Raw genomic sequence first — 17,554 nt, 5'->3', positions numbered from 1 at the left:
CGGGCGGCGCGATGCAGACCGTTAACATTAGCGATGCGAAGGCCAATCTTTCACGTCTCGTTGACCTGGCCGCGAACGGCGAGCCATTCATCATCGCCAGAGCTGGCAAACCATTGGTCAAAGTCATTCCTCTCGATCCATCGCCCCCGGCACAGGCACGACGGGTTGGCTTTATGGCTGGCCAGTTTTCCGTACCCGACCATTTCGATCGCATAGACGGTGGAAAGATCGAGCACTTGTTCGGCACGGATACCTAGAAGCTGTCGCTTTTTTCGACGCGGGCGGGTTCGCATTCCTTGCCGCCCGGTCTAAGACCAGAGCATGGATTCCGAGGCAGAGCAGCCATATCCCGACCAGCCCGCCATCGAGCGCATGGAGCGGCTGAGCAAGCCATGGCAATGGTTGATCCTGCTGGTCATCTCCACCCTGTTTGCCGGTGCGCTGGAACTCGCGGCCCTGCCGGCGGCACTGCTGATCGGACCAATGCTGGCAGCCATCATCGCCGGCACCAATGGCGCCACTGTGCGGGTGCCGCGCCTTCTGTTCGGCTCCGCCCAGGCTGTCGTCGGCTGCCTCGTCGCGGCTTCGATCTCGGCCGATATCTTTCCGGTCTTCTACAAGGAATGGCCGCTGTTCCTCGGCGTGGTGATCGCCACCGTCGCGGCCTCGAGCCTGCTTGGCTGGCTGATCAGCCGCTGGCGCATCCTGCCCGGCACTACCGCCGTCTGGGGCTCTTCGCCGGGGGCCGCTACTGCCATGGTGCTGATGGCCGGCGCCTTTGGCGCCGACCAGCGCCTTGTCGCCTTCATGCAGTATCTGCGCGTCATCTTCGTTTCGATGACGGCGGCCCTCGTTGCCAAGATGTGGGTCGACACCTCGGGCATTGAGGTCCCGCCCATCGACTGGTTCCCGGCGATCGATCCGCAGCCCTTCGCCGCCACCATCGGCATGGCAATCGTCGGCGGCCTGGCGGGTAGGCTTTGCCGGCTGCCCTCGCCTTTCTTCCTTGGCAGCTTCATCTTCGGCACCGTGATCCATCTTGGCCTCGGGGTGCCGATGCAATTGCCGCAATGGCTGCTGGCGATCAGTTACGCTATGGTCGGCTGGTCGATCGGCCTGAACTTCACCAGACCGATCCTGCGCCATGCGGCACGCGCCCTGCCGCAGATCATCGCCTCGATCGTCGCGTTGATCGCCTTTTGCGGCGGCCTTGCCTTCCTCCTCAGCCATCTCGCCGGCGTCGACCCGCTGACCGCCTATCTGGCGACCAGCCCCGGCGGCATGGACAGCGTCGCCATCATCGCCGCCGCCGCGCGGAACGTCGACATCTCCTTCGTCATGGCGCTGCAGTCGGCGCGTTTCCTGATCGTGCTGCTTGTCGGCCCGAGCATCGCGCGGCTGGTGGCCAGAAGCATCAGGGAGTGAAAGCGCGGCAGCGTGCGATCCTATCGCGCCGCCGCAAGGCGTTCGGGCAGGAAATCGACGAAGACGCGCACCTTTGGCGACAGATGGCGATTGGAGGGCCACAGCATCCGGAACTGGCCACGGCCATCGACATGATCGTCCAGTACGGTGCGCAGCCTGTCCTCGCGCAGTGCCTCCCGCACCAGGAAATCGGGCATGCAGGCGATGCCGAGTCCGGCGATCGTGGCGCCTTTCAAGGCTTCCATGTTGTTGCAGGTCAGCATCGAACGGATCAGCGGTTGGGCGCTCCCGGTAATGAAGGGCCAGTCCAGCAACCTGCCGCTGTTGAGATAGCGGAAGTTTATGCCGAAATGCCGGATGAGATCCGCCGGCACGCGGGGTATGCCATGGCGTTCGAGATAGGAAGGCGCCGCGCACAGCAGCATGCGGAAGGGCGCAATGGGTCTGGACACCAATCGTGAATCGGGCAGCTCGCCGCTGCGGATCGCGACGTCGATGCCTTCCTCGATGACGTCGACGATCCGGTCGTTGAAATCGATATCGAGCTCGATCTCGGGATAGCGCGCCATGAATTCCGACAGCACCGGCAGCAAGAGATGATAGGTGACGATCGGGGTCGAGACGCGCAGCCGCCCACGCGGCGTCTCGCGTGTCCGCGACAGCATCGCCTCGGCATCGTCGATGTCGTCGAGGATACGCCGCACGCGCTCGTTGAACAGCTTGCCCTCCTCCGTCAGGCCGATCCGCCGCGTGGAGCGCTGCAGCAGCCGCACGCCGAGCTCCTGTTCGAGCCGCGCGACACTTTTGCCGACCGCCGAAGCGGAGATGCCGAGCGCCCGGCCGGCGGCGACGAAGCTGCCGAATTCGGCGGTGCGGGCGAAGGCCAGAAGGCCGCTGAGGCGATCCATCAAACTGCTCCATTCGAGCGTTTTAGTCCGTTATGTCGAGATATTTAACACCATTTTTCCGGAGCCGTCGCCGACCTATCTTGGTCCGCATGACCGGGCGCCGCGATAGCGCGGCATGCCGGCGCAGACTGCTCAGATAGGAAAATCCATGACCTTGAAGATCACCATCGGCCCGGCCGAGAGATGGCTCGTGCTCTTGTCCGTATGCCTTGCCGCCATGACGATGCCCCTGACCTTCACCGGGCCGGCCGTCGCGCTTTCCCGCATCGCGGCCGATCTCGGCGGCAGCCCGATCGCGCTCAATTGGGTGACCAACGCTTTCATGCTGACCTTCGCCGCCAGCCTGATGGCGGCGGGCGCTCTGGCTGACAATCATGGCCGCAAGCGGATCTTCCTCGTCGGTCTCGCCCTCTACATCCTCGCCTCGCTCGCCGCGATGCTGGCGCCCGACATCGCCTGGTTCGACGTCTTCAGGGCCGCGCAAGGGCTGGGCAGTGCCCTGGCCTTCGCCGGCGGCGCCTCCGCACTTGCCCAGGAATTCGAGGGACCATTGCGGCTACGCGCCTTCTCCTTCCTCGGCACCAGTTTCGGCATCGGGCTGGCCTTCGGCCCGATCGCCTCCGGCCTGCTCATCGCCGCATTCGGCTGGCGCTCGATCTTTGTTCTGGTCGTGGCACTCGCGGTTGCCTCGGCAATCCTCGGCCTGCGCACGATCAGGGAATCGCGTGACCCGGATGCGACCGGCCTCGACTGGGCGGGCGCCGGCACGTTCACCGTCGCGCTGGCCTCGCTTACCTATGGCGTGTTGCAGGCGCCGCAGAGCGGCTGGGCCGATCCTCTTGTGGTAACGCTTCTCGGCGTGGCCTTCCTTTGCTTTGTGCTGTTCGTCGTCGTCGAGCGGCGCGTGCGCCGGCCGATGCTCGATCTTACCCTGTTTCGCTTTCCGCGCTTCGTCGGCGTCCAGTTTCTTGCGGCGGCGCCCGCCTATGGCTTCGTCGTCCTGCTCGTGCTTTTGCCGATCCGCTTCATCGGCATCGAGGGGATGAGCGAGATCAAGGCCGGGCAATTGATGATCTGCCTCTCCGGGCCACTGCTGGTCCTGCCCCTGCTCGCCGGCCAATTGGCACGCTGGATTGCCCCGGCCACGATCTGCGGTCTCGGACTGCTCGTCGCGGCAGCCGGTTTGGTCTGGCTGAGCCTGACGCCACCGATCGCCGTCGCTCTGATCGCACCGCTGATCCTGATCGGCGTCGGCATCGCCTTGCCCTGGGGATTGATGGACGGGCTCGCCGTCAGCGTCGTGCCGACGGAGCGCGCCGGCATGGCGGTCGGCATTTTCAACACCACGCGTGTCGCCTGCGAGGGCGTGGCGCTGGCCATCGTCATGGCGACGCTGTCAGGCTTCACCGCAGCGCAGCTCGCCGCTCGAGGTGCTGCGCCTTCCAGCGATGCGGCCGCCGCGGCGCAGTTGCTGGTAACTGGCAATGTCGGTGGAACCGCACAACATTTACCGGAGGCCGCCGCCACCGTTCTGGTCGAGGCCTACGAAGCGGCGTTCGACAGGCTGCTGATCGTGCTGGCGGCTATCACCATCGTCACCGCCCTGGTCGTCTTCCTCGGCCTGCGTCGCGGATCGGCGGCGGAACGTGAGGTCGTCCCGCTGCCGGCCTGCCAGGAAGGGTAGGCATCAGCCATTTGCGGGCCAGAATATCAACGCACCTTACAGCATGTCGCGGCGAATAGTATTCGCGCGACCTGCTGTAAGCTTCTGATTTTATGCATGTCGTGGTCCCGGAACCGAGGACACTTCCGGGCGACATGCATTAGTCCAGCCTGTGCATCAGATCGTCATCCAGCCAGCGGCCGAAGAAATAGGCCAGTTGCTTGTGCCACCACGGCCAGTCATGGCTGACGTCGCCACCCCAATAATCGACCCAGGCCGGAATGGATTTGTCGCGCAGGATCTGTTCCAGCTGGCGCGTCTCGACCAGCATGCGCTCCTCCCAGGCGCCTTGCCCGCAGCAGAAGATCAGCCTGAGCGTCTTCAGCCGCGCCAGCAGTTTCGGGTCGACGATCCCTGGCAGATAATCGAGCGGCGAGTTGTAGAAGATGTCGCCGTCGAGCGCCTTGCCGAAGAAATCGCGTGCCGAATAGACCCCCGACAGCGAGATGACGCCGCTGGCGAGTTCGGGAAAACGGAAGACGAAGTTCGAGGAATGATAGCCGCCCATCGAACAGCCTGAAAACAGCGGCTTCAGCCGCCGTCCGCCGTTGGCTTGCGCGGCGGTTTCCAGAAATTCCGGCAGCGCCTCCTCGCGCACGTAGCGGAAATAGGCCTCGTGGCGGGCGATACGGTGCGCGGCATCGACATGGCTGGCGAAGAAGGATTCCGAATCGATGCCGTCGACGGTGAACAGCTGGATGCGGCCGGTGTCGATGAACTCGGCCAGCGCCCCCACCCCGCCGGAATCTTCGAACTGGTAGAACCTGCCCTGCGAGGTCGGGAACACCACGACAGGCCGGCCGGCATGGCCGTAGCGCTTGTACTCCATGTCGCGGCCGAGATTGCGGGCGAAACCCTTGTGATAGGAGACGTCCATGGCCTCAAGCCTTTTCCGCGTGGATATAGGCCACCGCCTCGCGCAGCTCCGCCTGATCCTTCGAGCGCATCTGGTAGGCGTAATTCCCCATGGCGCGGCTGAAAACCTCTTCTATTGGCTGATGATGGACGATCTTGTCGCCGTGCGCGGCTAGCACGTCCGCATGGCTGTGCAAATAGTCGAGATGGCGCTTGCGGCTGGCATAGGCGGTGAAATACTTGCCCTCATAGGGGCCGCCGGCGGCGTCCTTGACCACCATGTCCGCCCACGCCGCGTAGACATCGATGTCGAACGTGTAGTTGATCGCGTCGGTCATCCAGGCGCCGGGCGGCCGCATGTTGACCTCCAGCGCGATGATGCGGTCGTCCCTGGTCTCGAACAGCTCGATGTGGAAAAAGCGCTCGCGCACGTCGAACGCCTTCAGGATCTTACGGCCGGCCTCCTCGACGACAGGCCTGATCCGAGGAAAGCAGGTATAGCTCATGTGGCGGTCCTTGTTGACCACGTCCATGACGCTCTGATCGTAGCGATGGCTGGCCGCCAGCACCACCTCGCCGTCGCGGTTGACCAGCCCGTCATAAGTCACCACCAGCCCCTCGATGAACTGCTCCATGACGAAGGTCACGTCCTCCGGCTTGTCCCGGAAGAACTGGTCGAGCTCTTTCGCATTGGAGATCTTGAACGTGTTCGAAGCGCCGGAGCCTGAATCCGGTTTGACCACGACGGGATAGCCGACGCGGCGGATGAAGGTCATGGCGCCGGCCCGGTCGGAGCATTTGCGCTGCGCGATGGTCTCGACGCCGCTCTTGCGGAAGAAGGCGCGCATGCGGCTCTTGCGCTTCAGGTTCTTCACGAAATCGAGCTTGGTGCCGTAGATGTTGAAGTCGGTGCGAATGTTGGCTTCCAGTTCCAGCCAGTGCTCGTTGAGCGATTCGAACCGGTCGATGCGGCCCCATTTGTGGATGAAATGGCCGATCGCCCGGAGCACTGCGTCATAGTCCTCCATGTCGGCGATACGGTAGTATTCGGAAAGGGATGCCTTCAGCTTGCCATCGAGCGCATCGAACGGCACATCGCCAATTCCGAGCACGGTCGCGCCGGCCTTCTTCAGCCGGTCGCAGAAATCGGCGCCATTGGCGGGAAAATGCGGCGAGAAGAACACGAAATTCATAGACGACCCCCTGCCGGCGGCACCCCGCCACCGTTCAACTCTGGCCCATTTGCAGCGTATGGGGAAGAGCACCCGCCCAGGGATAAAATTCGACGGGGCCGGCCCCGCTTGCCTCAAACAGGCCGCTCCTGTATGAGAGCGGCCATGAACATGCGCGCCACCATCGCTTCCCGTCAGACCGGCTTTGCCGGCAAGACCGTGCGTGCGCTTGCCTCGACCCTGCTTCTTCTCGGCCTTATCGGCGATCGCCGGGTTCGCTGAAGGAGCGCCCGGCGGTCGAACCGCCGCGCAAGCGCATGCTCCTTGGCAATTCACATCAAGCGAACGAAATTCTGGTATAGGCGCCGCTTGGCACCACATCCGCCTGAAGGGCGGACCCGCCGGCCGCCGGGAGAAACGACGATGAACGCACGAGAAGAAATCCGCCATGATGCCGCGGTAGCCGGCAAGGAAATGGAACCAATCCGGGGCATGCCGGACGCGGCCCGAAAATATCAGCCCTACCCTACCGTCGGCCTCACCGACCGGACCTGGCCCTCGAAGGTCATCGACAAGGCGCCCATCTGGTGCTCGGTCGACCTGCGCGACGGCAACCAGGCGCTGATCGATCCGATGGGCCACGAGCGCAAGGCGCGCATGTTCGGCCTGCTGCTCGACATGGGCTTCAAGGAGATCGAGATCGGCTTCCCGTCGGCTTCGCAGACCGACTTCGATTTCGCCCGCTGGTGCATCGAGGAAGGCAATGTGGCGGCCGACGTGTCGTTGCAGGTGCTGGTGCAGTGCCGACCCGAACTGATCAGCCGCACCTTCGAGGCCCTGAAGGGCGCCACCAACCCGATCGTGCATTTCTACAACTCGACCAGCGAATTGCAGCGCCGCGTCGTCTTCGAGAAGGATGTCGGCGGCATCAAGCGCATCGCCACCGACGCCGCCAAGATGATCACCGACATGGCGGCCAAGGCCGGCGGCGGCTATCGCTTCGAATATTCGCCGGAGAGCTTCACCGGCACCGAACTCGAGGTCGCGCTGGAGATTTGCAACGCCGTCACCGAGATCGTCAGGCCGACCCCTGACAACAGGCTGATCATCAACCTGCCGTCGACGGTCGAGATGTCGACGCCCAACATCTATGCCGACCGCATCGAATGGATGTGCCGCAACCTCGACAACCGCGAAAACCTGATCATCTCGCTGCATCCACACAATGATCGCGGCACCGGCATCGCCACCACCGAACTCGGCCTGATGGCCGGGGCCGACCGCGTCGAAGGCACGCTGTTCGGCAATGGCGAGCGCACCGGCAATGTCGACATCGTCACGCTGGCGCTCAACATGTACACGCAAGGCGTCGATCCGGGCATCGACTGCTCCGACATCAACCGGATGAAGGACGTCTACGAATATTCGAACCAACTGAAGATTCCCGAGCGCCATCCCTATGTCGGCGAACTCGTCTACACCGCCTTTTCCGGCTCGCACCAGGACGCCATCAACAAGGGCATGAAGGCCTTGAAGAAGGCCAACACGCCGCACTGGGAAGTGCCCTACCTGCCGATCGATCCCGCCGATGTCGGCCGCAGCTACGAGGCCATCATCCGCATCAACTCGCAATCGGGCAAGGGCGGCATCGCCTATGTGCTGCAGGCCGATTACGGCCTCAATCTGCCGCGCAACCTGCAGATCGAGTTCAGCCAGGCGATCCAGGCGATCACCGACGCCGAAGGCAAGGAAGTACCGGCAAAACGTATTCATGACCGCTTCCTCGAAACCTATGTCGACCAGCCGGGCGCCCGGCTGAAGTTCCTCGACCATCACACCTATCCCGACACCGAGGTGAAGGGCCGGCGCGTGGTCGAGGCGGTCATCCTCGACAATGGCAAGGAAATGACGATCTCCGGCACCGGCACCGGCCCGATCGACGGCTTCGTCGACGCGCTGTCGCGCCATGTCGGCGTCGAGATGTCGGTGCTCGATTATTCCGAGCATTCGATGCAGCGCGGTTCGAATGCGTCGGCCATCTCCTATGTCGAGATGGAGTATCCCGGCGGCAAGCTGTTCGGCGCCGGCATCAACACCAACATCGTCGCTGCCTCGCTGGAAGCGGTGACGTCAGCGGCCAACCGTATCGTCGGTCACAAGGCGCGATAACATCGACGGTCGGCGGTGCGAAGGCAGAAGTAGCTTCCCTCGCGCCGCCATTTTTCAAGCCCGAACAAGGCTTTGGCCTCGACTGGCTGATGATGACTCCCAAGACCATTGCGTGGCCGACACCGACCGTGTCGTTAACCACCGGAAAAATATCCAGTGAGGTACGCGATCACATAATGCGTGTATACTTGTATGGCGGTGTGGGCATTATATGATCCGTGCCTTAACCTGTGCCGACTTCGAGAGGATCGACACTTGCAGCATGCCACGCCTGCCGCCCCCGCAGTGCGCGAAACATTGGAGCGACTGCTTGCCAGCGAAACGTTCGGAAGATCCGAACGGGCACGCAAGCTGCTGCGTTATCTTGTCGAGCGCGAACAGGCAGGCGAAGCCGACAGGCTCAAGGGCTTTTCTATCGCCATGGATGTCTTCGGCAAGGATGGCGATTTCGATCCTTCGACCGATGCGGTGGTGCGGGTTCAGGCCGGCCGGCTGCGCGACTTGCTGCAGCAATATTTCGCCAATGAAGGTGTTGCCGAGCCTGTCCGCATAGCCATTCCGCGCGGCGGCTATGTCCCGGCCTATGAGCTCAACGCAATCCGCTTGCCGGAGACGTCCCAACCCGCCATCCAGAACGGAGCGGCGGCGGCTCCATCGGCGCAACGCGGCACCGCCGAAAGTGCCATTCCGGCCGCTACTTTGCCGGCACCGATGGTCGCGCCGGCGCCGTCGGTGGCACGTCACCTCGGATTCTTCTGGATGGCGATCGCCGTCGTCATCGCCATGCTCGGCGTTTTGATCCTGCGTCAGGGCGGCGGTGCGCTGTTGGCAGGCGGCGACCTTGCGGCCACGCTCGAGACCGCGGGCCTGACCGACAGCGTCGCGTCGTCCCCCGCCAGCGAGGCCTTGCCGCTCGTCTACATCGCCGTCAAGGCCAGTGGCACGGATGCCAGCCGTGTCGCCGCATCGCTGCGCGCCGGCTTGAGCAGCTTCGATACGATCGACTTCATCGGTCGCAACACGGTCGACACGACCGATCCGGCCACCAATGCCACGAGCTTCATCTTCGATATTCTGCCTGGGCCGGATACGGGAGACATCACGATCGAACTGCAGAGCGTGGCGACCGGACGGGTGCTTTTGTCGCGCAATCTGACCGCCGCCGACAGCGCACCGACCGCCGTCGAGAACAGTATAGCCGGCATCTTGACGTCCGCTCTCCCTGCTTCCGGCACGATCTACGGCTATCTCGAACAAAGCGGCATTCAGACCGCCCTCACGCAGTGCCTGACGCTCAACGACAAATATTATCTCGACCAGAACGCGAGGACCCACGAGGACGCCTATCGCTGCCTCGAAACCCTCGCCGAAAACGGTGCCAAGTCACCGCTGGTCTATTCGGAACTCGCCTCGCTCCACCTGGAGGCCGTGAATGACCACTACGCCTATCCGCCGGATGCCACCATCGAGAAGGCGATGACATTCGCCCACCGCGCCGTGCAGATGGGACCGACCAGCCCTTATGCGCATCGCTCTTACGGCTACATCAATTCCCGTCTTGGCAATGCCGACGAGGCGCTGCGCTGGATGCGCAAGGCCTATGACCTCAATCGCTACGATCTCGCCATGGCCGCCGCTTATGGCTACGGTCTGATTTTCGCCGGCCGGTATGCCGAGGGGACGCCGATCCTGGCCCAGGCGGTGGATGCCTCCAGCGGCCATCCGACATGGTGGGATTTTGGACTTTTCGCCGGCGAACTTATGCTTGGCGACACGAACAAGGCCGCGATCGCCAGTTCTTCTCTCAGAACAACCGCAACGAAGTCGCACTATCTTGCCGCCCGGCTGATCGGCGCCAAGATCGCCGGTCGGGACAATCTGGCGCGCAGGCTGCTCGACGAACTGACCGCCAAATTTCCGAAATTCGCCGCCAACCCGCGCGCGACCTTCATAGACCGAAAATATCCGGCCGATCTGACCGAGCGCTTGGTCGGCGCGTTACGCGCCGCCGGACTCGGCAGCGCAGGCTAACGCCCAGCAATATCGACGGCGCTGAGCATTGTCGATTTCGTACGCACCGATCATCGAATATCGGTTAGCCGGCGAGTTCTGTCATCAACCGTACAAATCGCGAAAATTTTACTGGCCATCCCACTAGACGAGGCGCAATCCAGCCGCAATTGACGGTGGTCTCGCGTTTCTCATAGCCCTGCAACAAGTCCCAGCTTCATGATTTCATCGCTTCATGCCACCGAACGAGGTGCCGGTTCGAAGACCATCGTTCTGCTGCATGGTTTCGGCGGCTGCCATGACAGTTGGCACGAAGTGGTCCCGTCGCTGTCGCCTGCCGCGCGCACACTCGCTTATGATTTGCCCGGACACGGGCTGTCGCTCGATTTCCCCGGCGCCGGCCCGGCCAAGGTGGCGGCGAAGGCCGTCCTCGCCGATCTCACCGCACGATCGGTAAGGCGCGTTCATCTGGTGGGCCACTCGATGGGCGGCGCGGTGGCGACGCTGATGGCGCTGGCCGAGCCCGAGAGGGTGGCATCGCTGACACTTTTGGCGCCTGGCGGCTTCGGCGCCGAGATCAACGGCCCGCTGTTGCGCCGCTTTGCCGCCGCGAGGGACCCATCCGACATCCGGGCGTGCCTCGTCGCGATGTCGGGGCCACTGACGCGGCCCATCGATCACACCGTGGACGCCCTTGGGGACATGCGCAGGCGACCCGGCCAGGTGGAGAAACTCATCGAGATTGCTGCCGCCATGACCAGCGACGACCGGCAGGGCGTCATCCCGCGCGACCGGTTGGACACACTGACCATGCCGGTGATGGTGGTATGGGGCAGCGACGACTCCGTGCTGCCCTTTACCCACACGGATAATCTGCCCGCGCGATTTCATGTGCACCACGTGCTGGGGGCTGGCCATATGCTGATCGAGGAGGCGCCCGATCTGGTCGCCACGATCATCCGTCGCAACATGAACCGCCGCGCCAGGCCCTTGCGCCCGAAACTCGCCGCGACCGGCTGACACTTCCCGCGCGACGCCGCCTTGGCGCCTCGCCGCCTTGATAGCGCCAGTGCATTTTGCCGGCGGCTGTGTTAACTGCGTGTTAACCAACCCCGCGAGGCAGACGCCGATGAAGGACGCAGGCGAGAAGATCGATCCGTCAAGCAAACTGTCCGATGCCATCCGTGACGTGAAGAACGCCTTCGCTGACCGCGACGATGTCGTGGTCGACATGCGCGAGGCGCACCGCATGCGCCTCGACCTCCTGGCCGCGGACCTCGCGCCCGTCTTTGCCGATGTTCCAGCCGACATGGACAATTTCGACTTTGTGGTCTCCTCGGGGCTACAGCCGCGCCTGTGGATCGACGCCGTCAGCCATGTCGCGATGGGGCGCGACCGCCGCACCTACCGCTTCCTCAAGGACACCCGTGTTGGCCGTGTCGTGCTTGCCGAATCGACCGAGATGAAGCCGGTCGCCGATTCCGTGACGCGTTATGTCGCCGAGCGCATCGTCGAGCGCCAGAGGATGATGGAAGGTGGCGTCGAGCCGGCGGTCGCCGGCATGAGACGCGCCGAGGTCGCGGAAGCCGAGCCGCCGCTGCGAGCGTCGACGCAAGGCAAGGGCTGGTCGGCCTTCCTGTCCGGCCTTGGGCTGATCGCCGCCGGCGGACTGGTTGGCCTCGCGGTGTCCGCCGCGGTCTTTTGGGACCGCCTCGCCGCCATGGTTCTCAACTGGCGGCCATAGCCTCGCCGGCTTCGACACCGAGTTCCAGGGTCTGCAGGTCGGAAGGCGGTATGGACGGTCCGGTCAGGCCGCGCCGCGTCAGCCGGATGCGCCAGTCCCCCTTTTCGCCGTCAATCTCGAACAGATTGTACTGCGCGGCGGGTTGTTTGCCGCCCGGCGCCTGGCCGGCGGCGGCGACGCCGACGACTGGGACCTTTACACCGCGAAGCCCGATCTGGAACAGCGACGGCAGATGCGAATGGCCGTGCAGAACAAGCTCGGCGCCATGGCGACGGATGATCTTGTGGAAGCGGGCGATGCCGAACAGCCGCTTGTGCTGGGAAACGGCGCCCCGCACCGGCGGGTGATGGATCATGATCACGCGGAACAGCCCTTGCTTCGCCGTGCTCTCGAGGATCTTGCCGAGCCGCTCCGCCTGCCCCTCCATGAAGAAGCCATTGGCCATGAAGGGCGCCGTGGCGCGCGCCGTCGAGACGCCGATCAGCGCGACATTGCCGCGCACGCGCACATACGGAAAGGCATTGCGATCGACCGGCGTGTTGACACCGTCGCCGCTCATCCACGCCGCCCACGACCGGCAGATCTTGTCGAAGGCACCGGGCACATAGGCATCATGGTTTCCCGGCACGACCGAAACGTCATGCGGCGGCCCCAGCGTCTCGAGCCAGTGTTTGGCCATCTCGATCTCGCCGTCGAGCGCCAGGTTGACGAGGTCGCCGGTGACGGCGAGATGGTCCGGGTTTTGCGCCTTGATGTCGGCGACGATGGCGTCGATGACGGCATCGTGCATGTGGCGGCGGCGATTGCGCTGCCAGTTGACGTAGCCGAGCACGCGCTTGGACGCGAGATCGCGATAGGATACATCGGGGAGCGGCCCCAGATGGACATCGGAAATATGCGCGAGCCTGAACATTCCTCCTTCATAGGCGACGCGCGCGCCCCTTTCCACCCACGGTTTCGCGACTGATGGCGAGCGACGACGAGGCTCCGTTCCGCCAGACTGGCTGGCCGGGTTTGAGGGCCCGCCTGTTCCATCTCTATTTCGTGCTGCGGCGGCCGATGACGCTCGGTGTGCGCGGCCTGATCCACGATGCCGCCACCAATTCCGTCTTCCTCATTCGCCACACCTATGTGCCCGGCTGGCAGCTCCCCGGCGGCGGTGTCGAGGCTGGCGAGACAATGGCCGACGCGCTGGCGCGCGAACTGGCCGAGGAAGGCAACATCGCGCTGACCACGCCACCGGTTTTCAAATCGATGCATTTGAACCGCCGCTCGAGCCGGCGCGACCATGTCGGCTTCTATCTCGTCGAAAATTTCAGCCAGACCGCGCCGAAACTGCCCGACCGTGAAATCGCCGAGGCCGGCTTCTTCCCGCTCGATCGCTTGCCGGAAGGCACGACACCGGCAACGCTGCGGCGGATTGCCGAGGTCTTCGGCGACACGCCAGCATCGCCCTATTGGTAATCAGGCAGCCGCCTTCCCGAATCGCGCTCGGTCGTGCGGCGCGCCATAGTCGAGCTCCGGTCCCACCGGCACGATCCGTTTCGGATTGATCGTCTCGTGACTGCGATAGTAATGCGCCTTGATGTGGTGCAGGCTGACCGTGTCGGCGACACCAGGCACGGAATAGAGATCGCGCAGATAATTCGACAGGTTCGGATAGTCGGCGATACGGCGCATATTGCACTTGAAGTGGCCGACATAGACCGGATCGAAGCGCACCAGAGTGGTGAACAGCCGCCAGTCGGCCTCGGTGATGCGGTAACCAACCAGATAGCGTTGCCTGGAAAGGCGATCCTCCAGCGCATCGAGCGTCGAAAACAACTCGCCGAACGCTTCCTCATAGGCGGTTTGCGTGGTGGCGAAGCCGGCGCGATAGACGCCGTTGTTGACGTTTGAATAAACCGGCGTGTTGACCGCGTCGATCTCGCCACGCAGGGCATGCGGATAGAAATCGAGGCTTGCGTCGCCCCATTCGTCGAAGGCGGAATTGAGCATCCGGATGATCTCGGAGGATTCGTTGGAGACGATGGTCCGCTCTTTTTTGTCCCACAGCACCGGCACGCTTACCCGGCCGGAATAGGCGGGATCGGCCTTGGTGTAGATCTGATGCAGGAAATCGAGGCCATAGAGCGCGTCGCCGGTGCCGCCGTCCTGCGCCAGGAAGGTCCAACCATCAGCGCCCAGGAAGTGATGGACCACGGACACCGAAATGACGTCTTCGAGCTTTTTCAGCGCCCGAAAGATCAGCGTCCGGTGCGCCCACGGACACGCAAGCGAGACATAGAGGTGATAGCGGCCGGGCTCCGCCTTGAAGCCGCGGCTGCGGCCCTCGGCCGGCGTTCCGTCGCGGGTGATCCAGTCGCGCCATTGCGATTGCGCCCGCACGAATTTGCCGCCGCTGTTCTTGGTTGTGGACGGACGCTCCTGCCATTTGCCATCGACCAGCAATCCCATGGGGTCTCCTTTTCGCGCTCGAACTTCATGTAGGGCGCGAGGCGGCAGGGTGGAAATCCTTCGCGACTGAACAGATCGTCAATCGGCAGGGCCAGCGAACGGGTCGATTGCGGCGGCGCAAAATTGGTGCTAGCGGACACTCCGCATGTTCGACTTTGCTTTGATCCGGTTTGACCGACGACGAAAGGGCGCCCGCGCTTGATGAAGCGCTGACTGGCGAATGCTGCCGTTTGCAGCAACCTTTCCTCCTCTACCGGAACGCAACGACCATGAGCCTTGCCGACGTGAAATACCTGCCGGAAACCCCGGCGCACGATCCTGAAATCGAAGCCATCAACGACGAAGCCTTCGGGCCTGGCCGTTTCGTGCTGGCCGCCTACAAGATCCGCGAGGCCGGCGGTCACGAGCGCGCCCTGTCCTTTGTCGCGGTCGACGGCGACCTCGTCGTCGCCTCGGTGCGCATGACGCGCATAGCGGCCGGTGCCGGCCGGGCGTTGATGCTCGGGCCGCTCGCGGTACGGCCGACCTTCAAGAATCTCGGCATCGGCCGCCGGCTGGTGGCAATCGCGCTAGAGGCGGCCGCCAAGGCCGGTGCACCCGCCGTGATGCTGGTCGGCGACGAGCCCTATTACGGGCCGCTCGGATTCAAGCGCATTCCGCGCGGCCAGATTTCGATGCCGCGGCCTGTCGACTTCGACCGCCTTTTGTCGCATGAGATCATACCGGGCGCGGTTGCCAGGCTTTCGGGCGAGGTCGGTCACGCCAGCCAGGCCAGGATTGCCGAGCACGTCTAGCGATGGCTTGACCTGGCCCGTCGATCCGGGCCTGATCCGTCCCTATTTTCATAGCAAAGCCATTCTCACAGGAGGGATGACGCGATGAACCCCAATGGCCAGATCGCGATCGTGACCGGCGGCGGCTCCGGCCTTGGCGAGGCAACAGCGCGCGCGCTTGCCGCCAAGGGAGCCCGCGTCGCCATCCTCGACGTCGGCATGGAGCGCGCGGCCAAGGTTTCGGCCGAGATCGGCGGCATCGCCGTCCAGTGCGACGTCGCGAGTGCCGACAGTGGCGCCGCCGCCCTCGCCGATGTCGCCGCCAAGCTGGGCGAGCCGCGCATCCTGGTCAATTGCGCCGGCATCGCCATTGGCGTGAAGACGATCGGCAAGGATGGACCCCATCCACTCGACCAATACCGCAAGGTGATCGAGGTCAATCTGATCGGCACCTTCAACATGATCCGCCTGGTTGCCGACCGCGCCGCGAAACTCGAGCCGCTGCAGGGTGGTGAGCGCGGCGTCATCGTCAACACCGCCTCGGTCGCCGCCTATGACGGCCAGATCGGCCAGGCCGCCTATTCCGCCTCCAAGGGCGGCGTGGTCGGCATGACGCTGCCGGTGGCGCGTGATCTTGCCCGTTCCGGCATCCGGGTCTGCACCATCGCGCCCGGCATCTTCAAGACGCCGATGATGGCCGGCATGCCGCAGGACGTGCAGGATTCGCTGGGCGCCGCCGTGCCCTTCCCGCCGCGCCTCGGCGAACCATCCGAATATGCCGCGCTTGCCCTGCACATCATCGAAAACCAGATGCTGAACGGCGAGACCATCCGCTTGGACGGCGCCATCCGCATGGCGCCGAAATAGGGCTAGCCGAACTGTTGTCGGAGGGACCGGATCCGGCCGGCAGCACCGATAAGCGGGACAAATTGTGGCGAGCGTTTTGATGCAGCAAAATCAAGATAGGGATGTAATCCGCGAGACCGACGCCGAGGCGATCCGGTTGGCGAAAACGCTTCTGCGCAGTGCCCGCTTCGGCGCCTTGGCGGTGTTGGAACCACAGACCGGATCGCCACTGGCGAGCCGGGTCGGCGTCGCCACCGACATCGACGGCGCGCCGCTTATCCTGGTATCGATGCTTGCGGCGCACACATCAGCCCTGCTTGCCGATCCGCGCTGTTCCCTGTTGCTTGGCGAGCCCGGCAAAGGCGATCCGCTGGCGCATCCGAGGCTGACGCTGATCTGCCAGGCATCACGGCTGGAGCGCTACTCGCAGGCGCATGCCCGCGCCGAGCGCCGCTATCTCAACCGCAATCCCAAGGCGGGCCTCTATGCCGGGCTCGGCGACTTTTCGATCTTTCGCCTGGAGCCGCAACGCGCCAGCCTCAACGGCGGCTTCGGCAAGGCCTATCTGCTCGAACGGTCCGACCTCCTCGCCGTTGGGTCCATCATCGAGGAACTCGCCGGAAGCGAACAATCGGCCATTGAGCACATGAATGCGGACCATCTCGAGGCGATCGCCGTCTATGCCCGTCATTTCGCCAAGGCATCCGGCGATGGCTGGACCATTGCCGGTTTGGACGCCGATGGCATGGATCTGGTGTCGGGGGACAATGTTTGCCGGGTGTTCTTCGCGCAACCATTGATAAATGTATCGGAATTGCGTCCCGTTCTAGTTGCCATGGCCAGGGCCGGCAGGGCCGCATCGGAGGCATAAGACGCGACTAAATTGCATTTGATCAAAAGCAACCCTTGAGATTTGAAAGAAATGTTCTAGGCTTTGGTTCTGGCGCTGACTCGTCGGCGTCCTTCGCAAGTGAATTTATGGATTCAGGCACCATTGCCCCCATGGCGCCTCGATGAGCAAACAGCATGGGGCATCAATGGTCTCGACAAAGCTAATCGCCAACGCCGAATCGGCTGCCGAATTTCTGATGCTGATGGGCAACGAAAAACGGCTGTTGATCATGAGCTATCTGATCGACGGTGAAATGTCGGTCGGCGCCATCGCCGACAAGGTGATGCTCAGCCAATCCGCTCTCTCGCAGCACTTGGCCAAGTTGCGCGCACTCGACCTCGTGGACACCCGCCGCGATCGTCAGATGATCTACTATTCCTGCAAATCCGATGCGGTGCGCGAGCTGCTCGCCATGCTGGATGGCATTTTCGGCAGCGGCAAGGAGGATCTGTCGCAGATGGCGCAGAGGTTGCGCCGCGCCGGGACTTGACCGGACGCTGCCGCGGCCGTTTACCTCGCTGACAATTTGCGGAGCGTGGCTCGTGTGTCTTTCCCGGTACACGCGCCACGTTCTTTATTG

Annotated in this window: 17 protein-coding genes; 12 read left to right on the top strand and 5 right to left on the bottom strand. The window is 63.6% G+C overall.

What is annotated here, in order from left to right; all coding sequences use genetic code 11:
* Positions 1–11: 11 nt before the first annotated feature.
* A complete protein-coding gene (locus tag FJ970_RS10845) occupies positions 12–257 on the top strand; it encodes a type II toxin-antitoxin system Phd/YefM family antitoxin (protein WP_140758528.1) in 246 nt (81 codons plus the stop codon).
* Positions 258–321: 64 nt separating this feature from the next.
* Positions 322–1,425, top strand: coding sequence for an AbrB family transcriptional regulator (locus FJ970_RS10840; protein ID WP_140758529.1), 1,104 nt, complete (start codon positions 322–324; stop codon positions 1,423–1,425).
* Positions 1,426–1,445: 20 nt separating this feature from the next.
* Here the strand turns inward: FJ970_RS10840 and FJ970_RS10835 are convergent, their stop codons facing one another.
* Positions 1,446–2,333, bottom strand: coding sequence for a LysR family transcriptional regulator (locus tag FJ970_RS10835; protein WP_140758530.1), 888 nt, complete (start codon positions 2,331–2,333; stop codon positions 1,446–1,448).
* Positions 2,334–2,481: 148 nt separating this feature from the next.
* Here FJ970_RS10835 and FJ970_RS10830 point away from each other — a divergent pair, with 148 nt between their 5' ends.
* On the top strand, positions 2,482–4,017 hold the full coding sequence (locus FJ970_RS10830; RefSeq protein WP_140758531.1) for an MFS transporter: 1,536 nt from the start codon (positions 2,482–2,484) through the stop codon (positions 4,015–4,017).
* 139 nt (positions 4,018–4,156) lie between these two features.
* Here the strand turns inward: FJ970_RS10830 and FJ970_RS10825 are convergent, their stop codons facing one another.
* Both FJ970_RS10825 and FJ970_RS10820 read right to left on the bottom strand, forming a co-directional pair.
* A complete protein-coding gene (locus FJ970_RS10825) occupies positions 4,157–4,933 on the bottom strand; it encodes an esterase family protein (RefSeq protein ID WP_140758532.1) in 777 nt (258 codons plus the stop codon).
* 4 nt (positions 4,934–4,937) lie between these two features.
* A complete protein-coding gene (locus tag FJ970_RS10820) occupies positions 4,938–6,104 on the bottom strand; it encodes an ATP-grasp domain-containing protein (RefSeq protein WP_140758533.1) in 1,167 nt (388 codons plus the stop codon).
* 402 nt (positions 6,105–6,506) lie between these two features.
* On the opposite strand from FJ970_RS10820, the gene leuA reads away from it, so the two are divergent.
* From leuA to FJ970_RS10800, 4 genes are all read left to right on the top strand, one after another.
* Complete coding sequence (gene leuA / locus FJ970_RS10815) at positions 6,507–8,252, top strand: 2-isopropylmalate synthase (RefSeq protein ID WP_140758535.1); 1,746 nt, start codon at positions 6,507–6,509, stop codon at positions 8,250–8,252.
* A gap of 255 nt (positions 8,253–8,507) precedes the next feature.
* Positions 8,508–10,283 carry a tetratricopeptide repeat protein gene (locus FJ970_RS10810; RefSeq protein ID WP_140758536.1) on the top strand — a complete coding sequence of 592 codons (1,776 nt, stop codon included), beginning with the start codon at positions 8,508–8,510 and terminating at the stop codon, positions 10,281–10,283.
* Positions 10,284–10,481: 198 nt separating this feature from the next.
* Positions 10,482–11,282, top strand: coding sequence for an alpha/beta fold hydrolase (locus FJ970_RS10805; protein ID WP_140758537.1), 801 nt, complete (start codon positions 10,482–10,484; stop codon positions 11,280–11,282).
* Positions 11,283–11,391: 109 nt separating this feature from the next.
* Positions 11,392–12,006, top strand: a complete 615-nt coding sequence (locus tag FJ970_RS10800; protein WP_140758538.1) for a hypothetical protein — start codon at positions 11,392–11,394, stop codon at positions 12,004–12,006.
* Here FJ970_RS10800 and FJ970_RS10795 read toward each other — a convergent pair.
* Positions 11,990–12,919, bottom strand: a complete 930-nt coding sequence (locus FJ970_RS10795; protein WP_140758539.1) for a metallophosphoesterase family protein — start codon at positions 12,917–12,919, stop codon at positions 11,990–11,992. The two genes, FJ970_RS10800 and FJ970_RS10795, sit on opposite strands and share 17 nt — an antisense overlap.
* A 53-nt stretch (positions 12,920–12,972) precedes the next feature.
* On the opposite strand from FJ970_RS10795, the gene FJ970_RS10790 reads away from it, so the two are divergent.
* Positions 12,973–13,470 (top strand): NUDIX domain-containing protein, encoded by a 498-nt coding sequence (locus tag FJ970_RS10790; RefSeq protein ID WP_140758540.1) that lies wholly within the window; start codon positions 12,973–12,975, stop codon positions 13,468–13,470.
* Here the strand turns inward: FJ970_RS10790 and FJ970_RS10785 are convergent, their stop codons facing one another.
* Positions 13,471–14,463, bottom strand: a complete 993-nt coding sequence (locus FJ970_RS10785; RefSeq protein ID WP_140758541.1) for a glutathione S-transferase family protein — start codon at positions 14,461–14,463, stop codon at positions 13,471–13,473.
* A gap of 269 nt (positions 14,464–14,732) precedes the next feature.
* Between FJ970_RS10785 and FJ970_RS10780 the strand changes: the two genes are divergently transcribed.
* The 4 genes from FJ970_RS10780 to FJ970_RS10765 all read left to right on the top strand — a co-directional run bounded on the left by FJ970_RS10780 (position 14,733) and on the right by FJ970_RS10765 (position 17,464).
* Positions 14,733–15,257 carry a GNAT family N-acetyltransferase gene (locus FJ970_RS10780; RefSeq protein ID WP_140758542.1) on the top strand — a complete coding sequence of 175 codons (525 nt, stop codon included), beginning with the start codon at positions 14,733–14,735 and terminating at the stop codon, positions 15,255–15,257.
* Between the two features lie 84 nt (positions 15,258–15,341).
* Positions 15,342–16,103: a 3-hydroxyacyl-CoA dehydrogenase gene (locus FJ970_RS10775; RefSeq protein ID WP_140758543.1), complete on the top strand. Its 762-nt coding sequence runs from the start codon at positions 15,342–15,344 to the stop codon at positions 16,101–16,103.
* Between the two features lie 79 nt (positions 16,104–16,182).
* A complete protein-coding gene (locus FJ970_RS10770; RefSeq protein WP_140758544.1) occupies positions 16,183–16,953 on the top strand; it encodes a HugZ family protein in 771 nt (256 codons plus the stop codon).
* A 166-nt stretch (positions 16,954–17,119) separates the two neighbouring features.
* Entirely contained in the window at positions 17,120–17,464 is a 345-nt protein-coding gene (locus FJ970_RS10765) for an ArsR/SmtB family transcription factor (protein WP_140758545.1), read from the top strand.
* Positions 17,465–17,554: the final 90 nt, after the last annotated feature.

The organism is Mesorhizobium sp. B2-1-8 (assembly GCF_006442545.2).
GTDB lineage: Bacteria > Pseudomonadota > Alphaproteobacteria > Rhizobiales > Rhizobiaceae > Mesorhizobium.
Note: the sequence above shows the minus strand (reverse complement) of the source record. Positions and strands in the feature narration are given on the sequence as shown.

Coding starts and splice junctions, on each gene's coding strand:
- FJ970_RS10845 (WP_140758528.1), top strand. CDS start 12: ATGCAGACCGTTAACATTAGCGATGCGAAGGCCAATCTTTCACGTCTC.
- FJ970_RS10840 (WP_140758529.1), top strand. CDS start 322: ATGGATTCCGAGGCAGAGCAGCCATATCCCGACCAGCCCGCCATCGAG.
- FJ970_RS10835 (WP_140758530.1), bottom strand. CDS start 2,333: ATGGATCGCCTCAGCGGCCTTCTGGCCTTCGCCCGCACCGCCGAATTC.
- FJ970_RS10830 (WP_140758531.1), top strand. CDS start 2,482: ATGACCTTGAAGATCACCATCGGCCCGGCCGAGAGATGGCTCGTGCTC.
- FJ970_RS10825 (WP_140758532.1), bottom strand. CDS start 4,933: ATGGACGTCTCCTATCACAAGGGTTTCGCCCGCAATCTCGGCCGCGAC.
- FJ970_RS10820 (WP_140758533.1), bottom strand. CDS start 6,104: ATGAATTTCGTGTTCTTCTCGCCGCATTTTCCCGCCAATGGCGCCGAT.
- leuA (WP_140758535.1), top strand. CDS start 6,507: ATGAACGCACGAGAAGAAATCCGCCATGATGCCGCGGTAGCCGGCAAG.
- FJ970_RS10805 (WP_140758537.1), top strand. CDS start 10,482: ATGATTTCATCGCTTCATGCCACCGAACGAGGTGCCGGTTCGAAGACC.
- FJ970_RS10800 (WP_140758538.1), top strand. CDS start 11,392: ATGAAGGACGCAGGCGAGAAGATCGATCCGTCAAGCAAACTGTCCGAT.
- FJ970_RS10795 (WP_140758539.1), bottom strand. CDS start 12,919: ATGTTCAGGCTCGCGCATATTTCCGATGTCCATCTGGGGCCGCTCCCC.
- FJ970_RS10790 (WP_140758540.1), top strand. CDS start 12,973: ATGGCGAGCGACGACGAGGCTCCGTTCCGCCAGACTGGCTGGCCGGGT.
- FJ970_RS10785 (WP_140758541.1), bottom strand. CDS start 14,463: ATGGGATTGCTGGTCGATGGCAAATGGCAGGAGCGTCCGTCCACAACC.
- FJ970_RS10780 (WP_140758542.1), top strand. CDS start 14,733: ATGAGCCTTGCCGACGTGAAATACCTGCCGGAAACCCCGGCGCACGAT.
- FJ970_RS10775 (WP_140758543.1), top strand. CDS start 15,342: ATGAACCCCAATGGCCAGATCGCGATCGTGACCGGCGGCGGCTCCGGC.
- FJ970_RS10770 (WP_140758544.1), top strand. CDS start 16,183: ATGCAGCAAAATCAAGATAGGGATGTAATCCGCGAGACCGACGCCGAG.
- FJ970_RS10765 (WP_140758545.1), top strand. CDS start 17,120: ATGGTCTCGACAAAGCTAATCGCCAACGCCGAATCGGCTGCCGAATTT.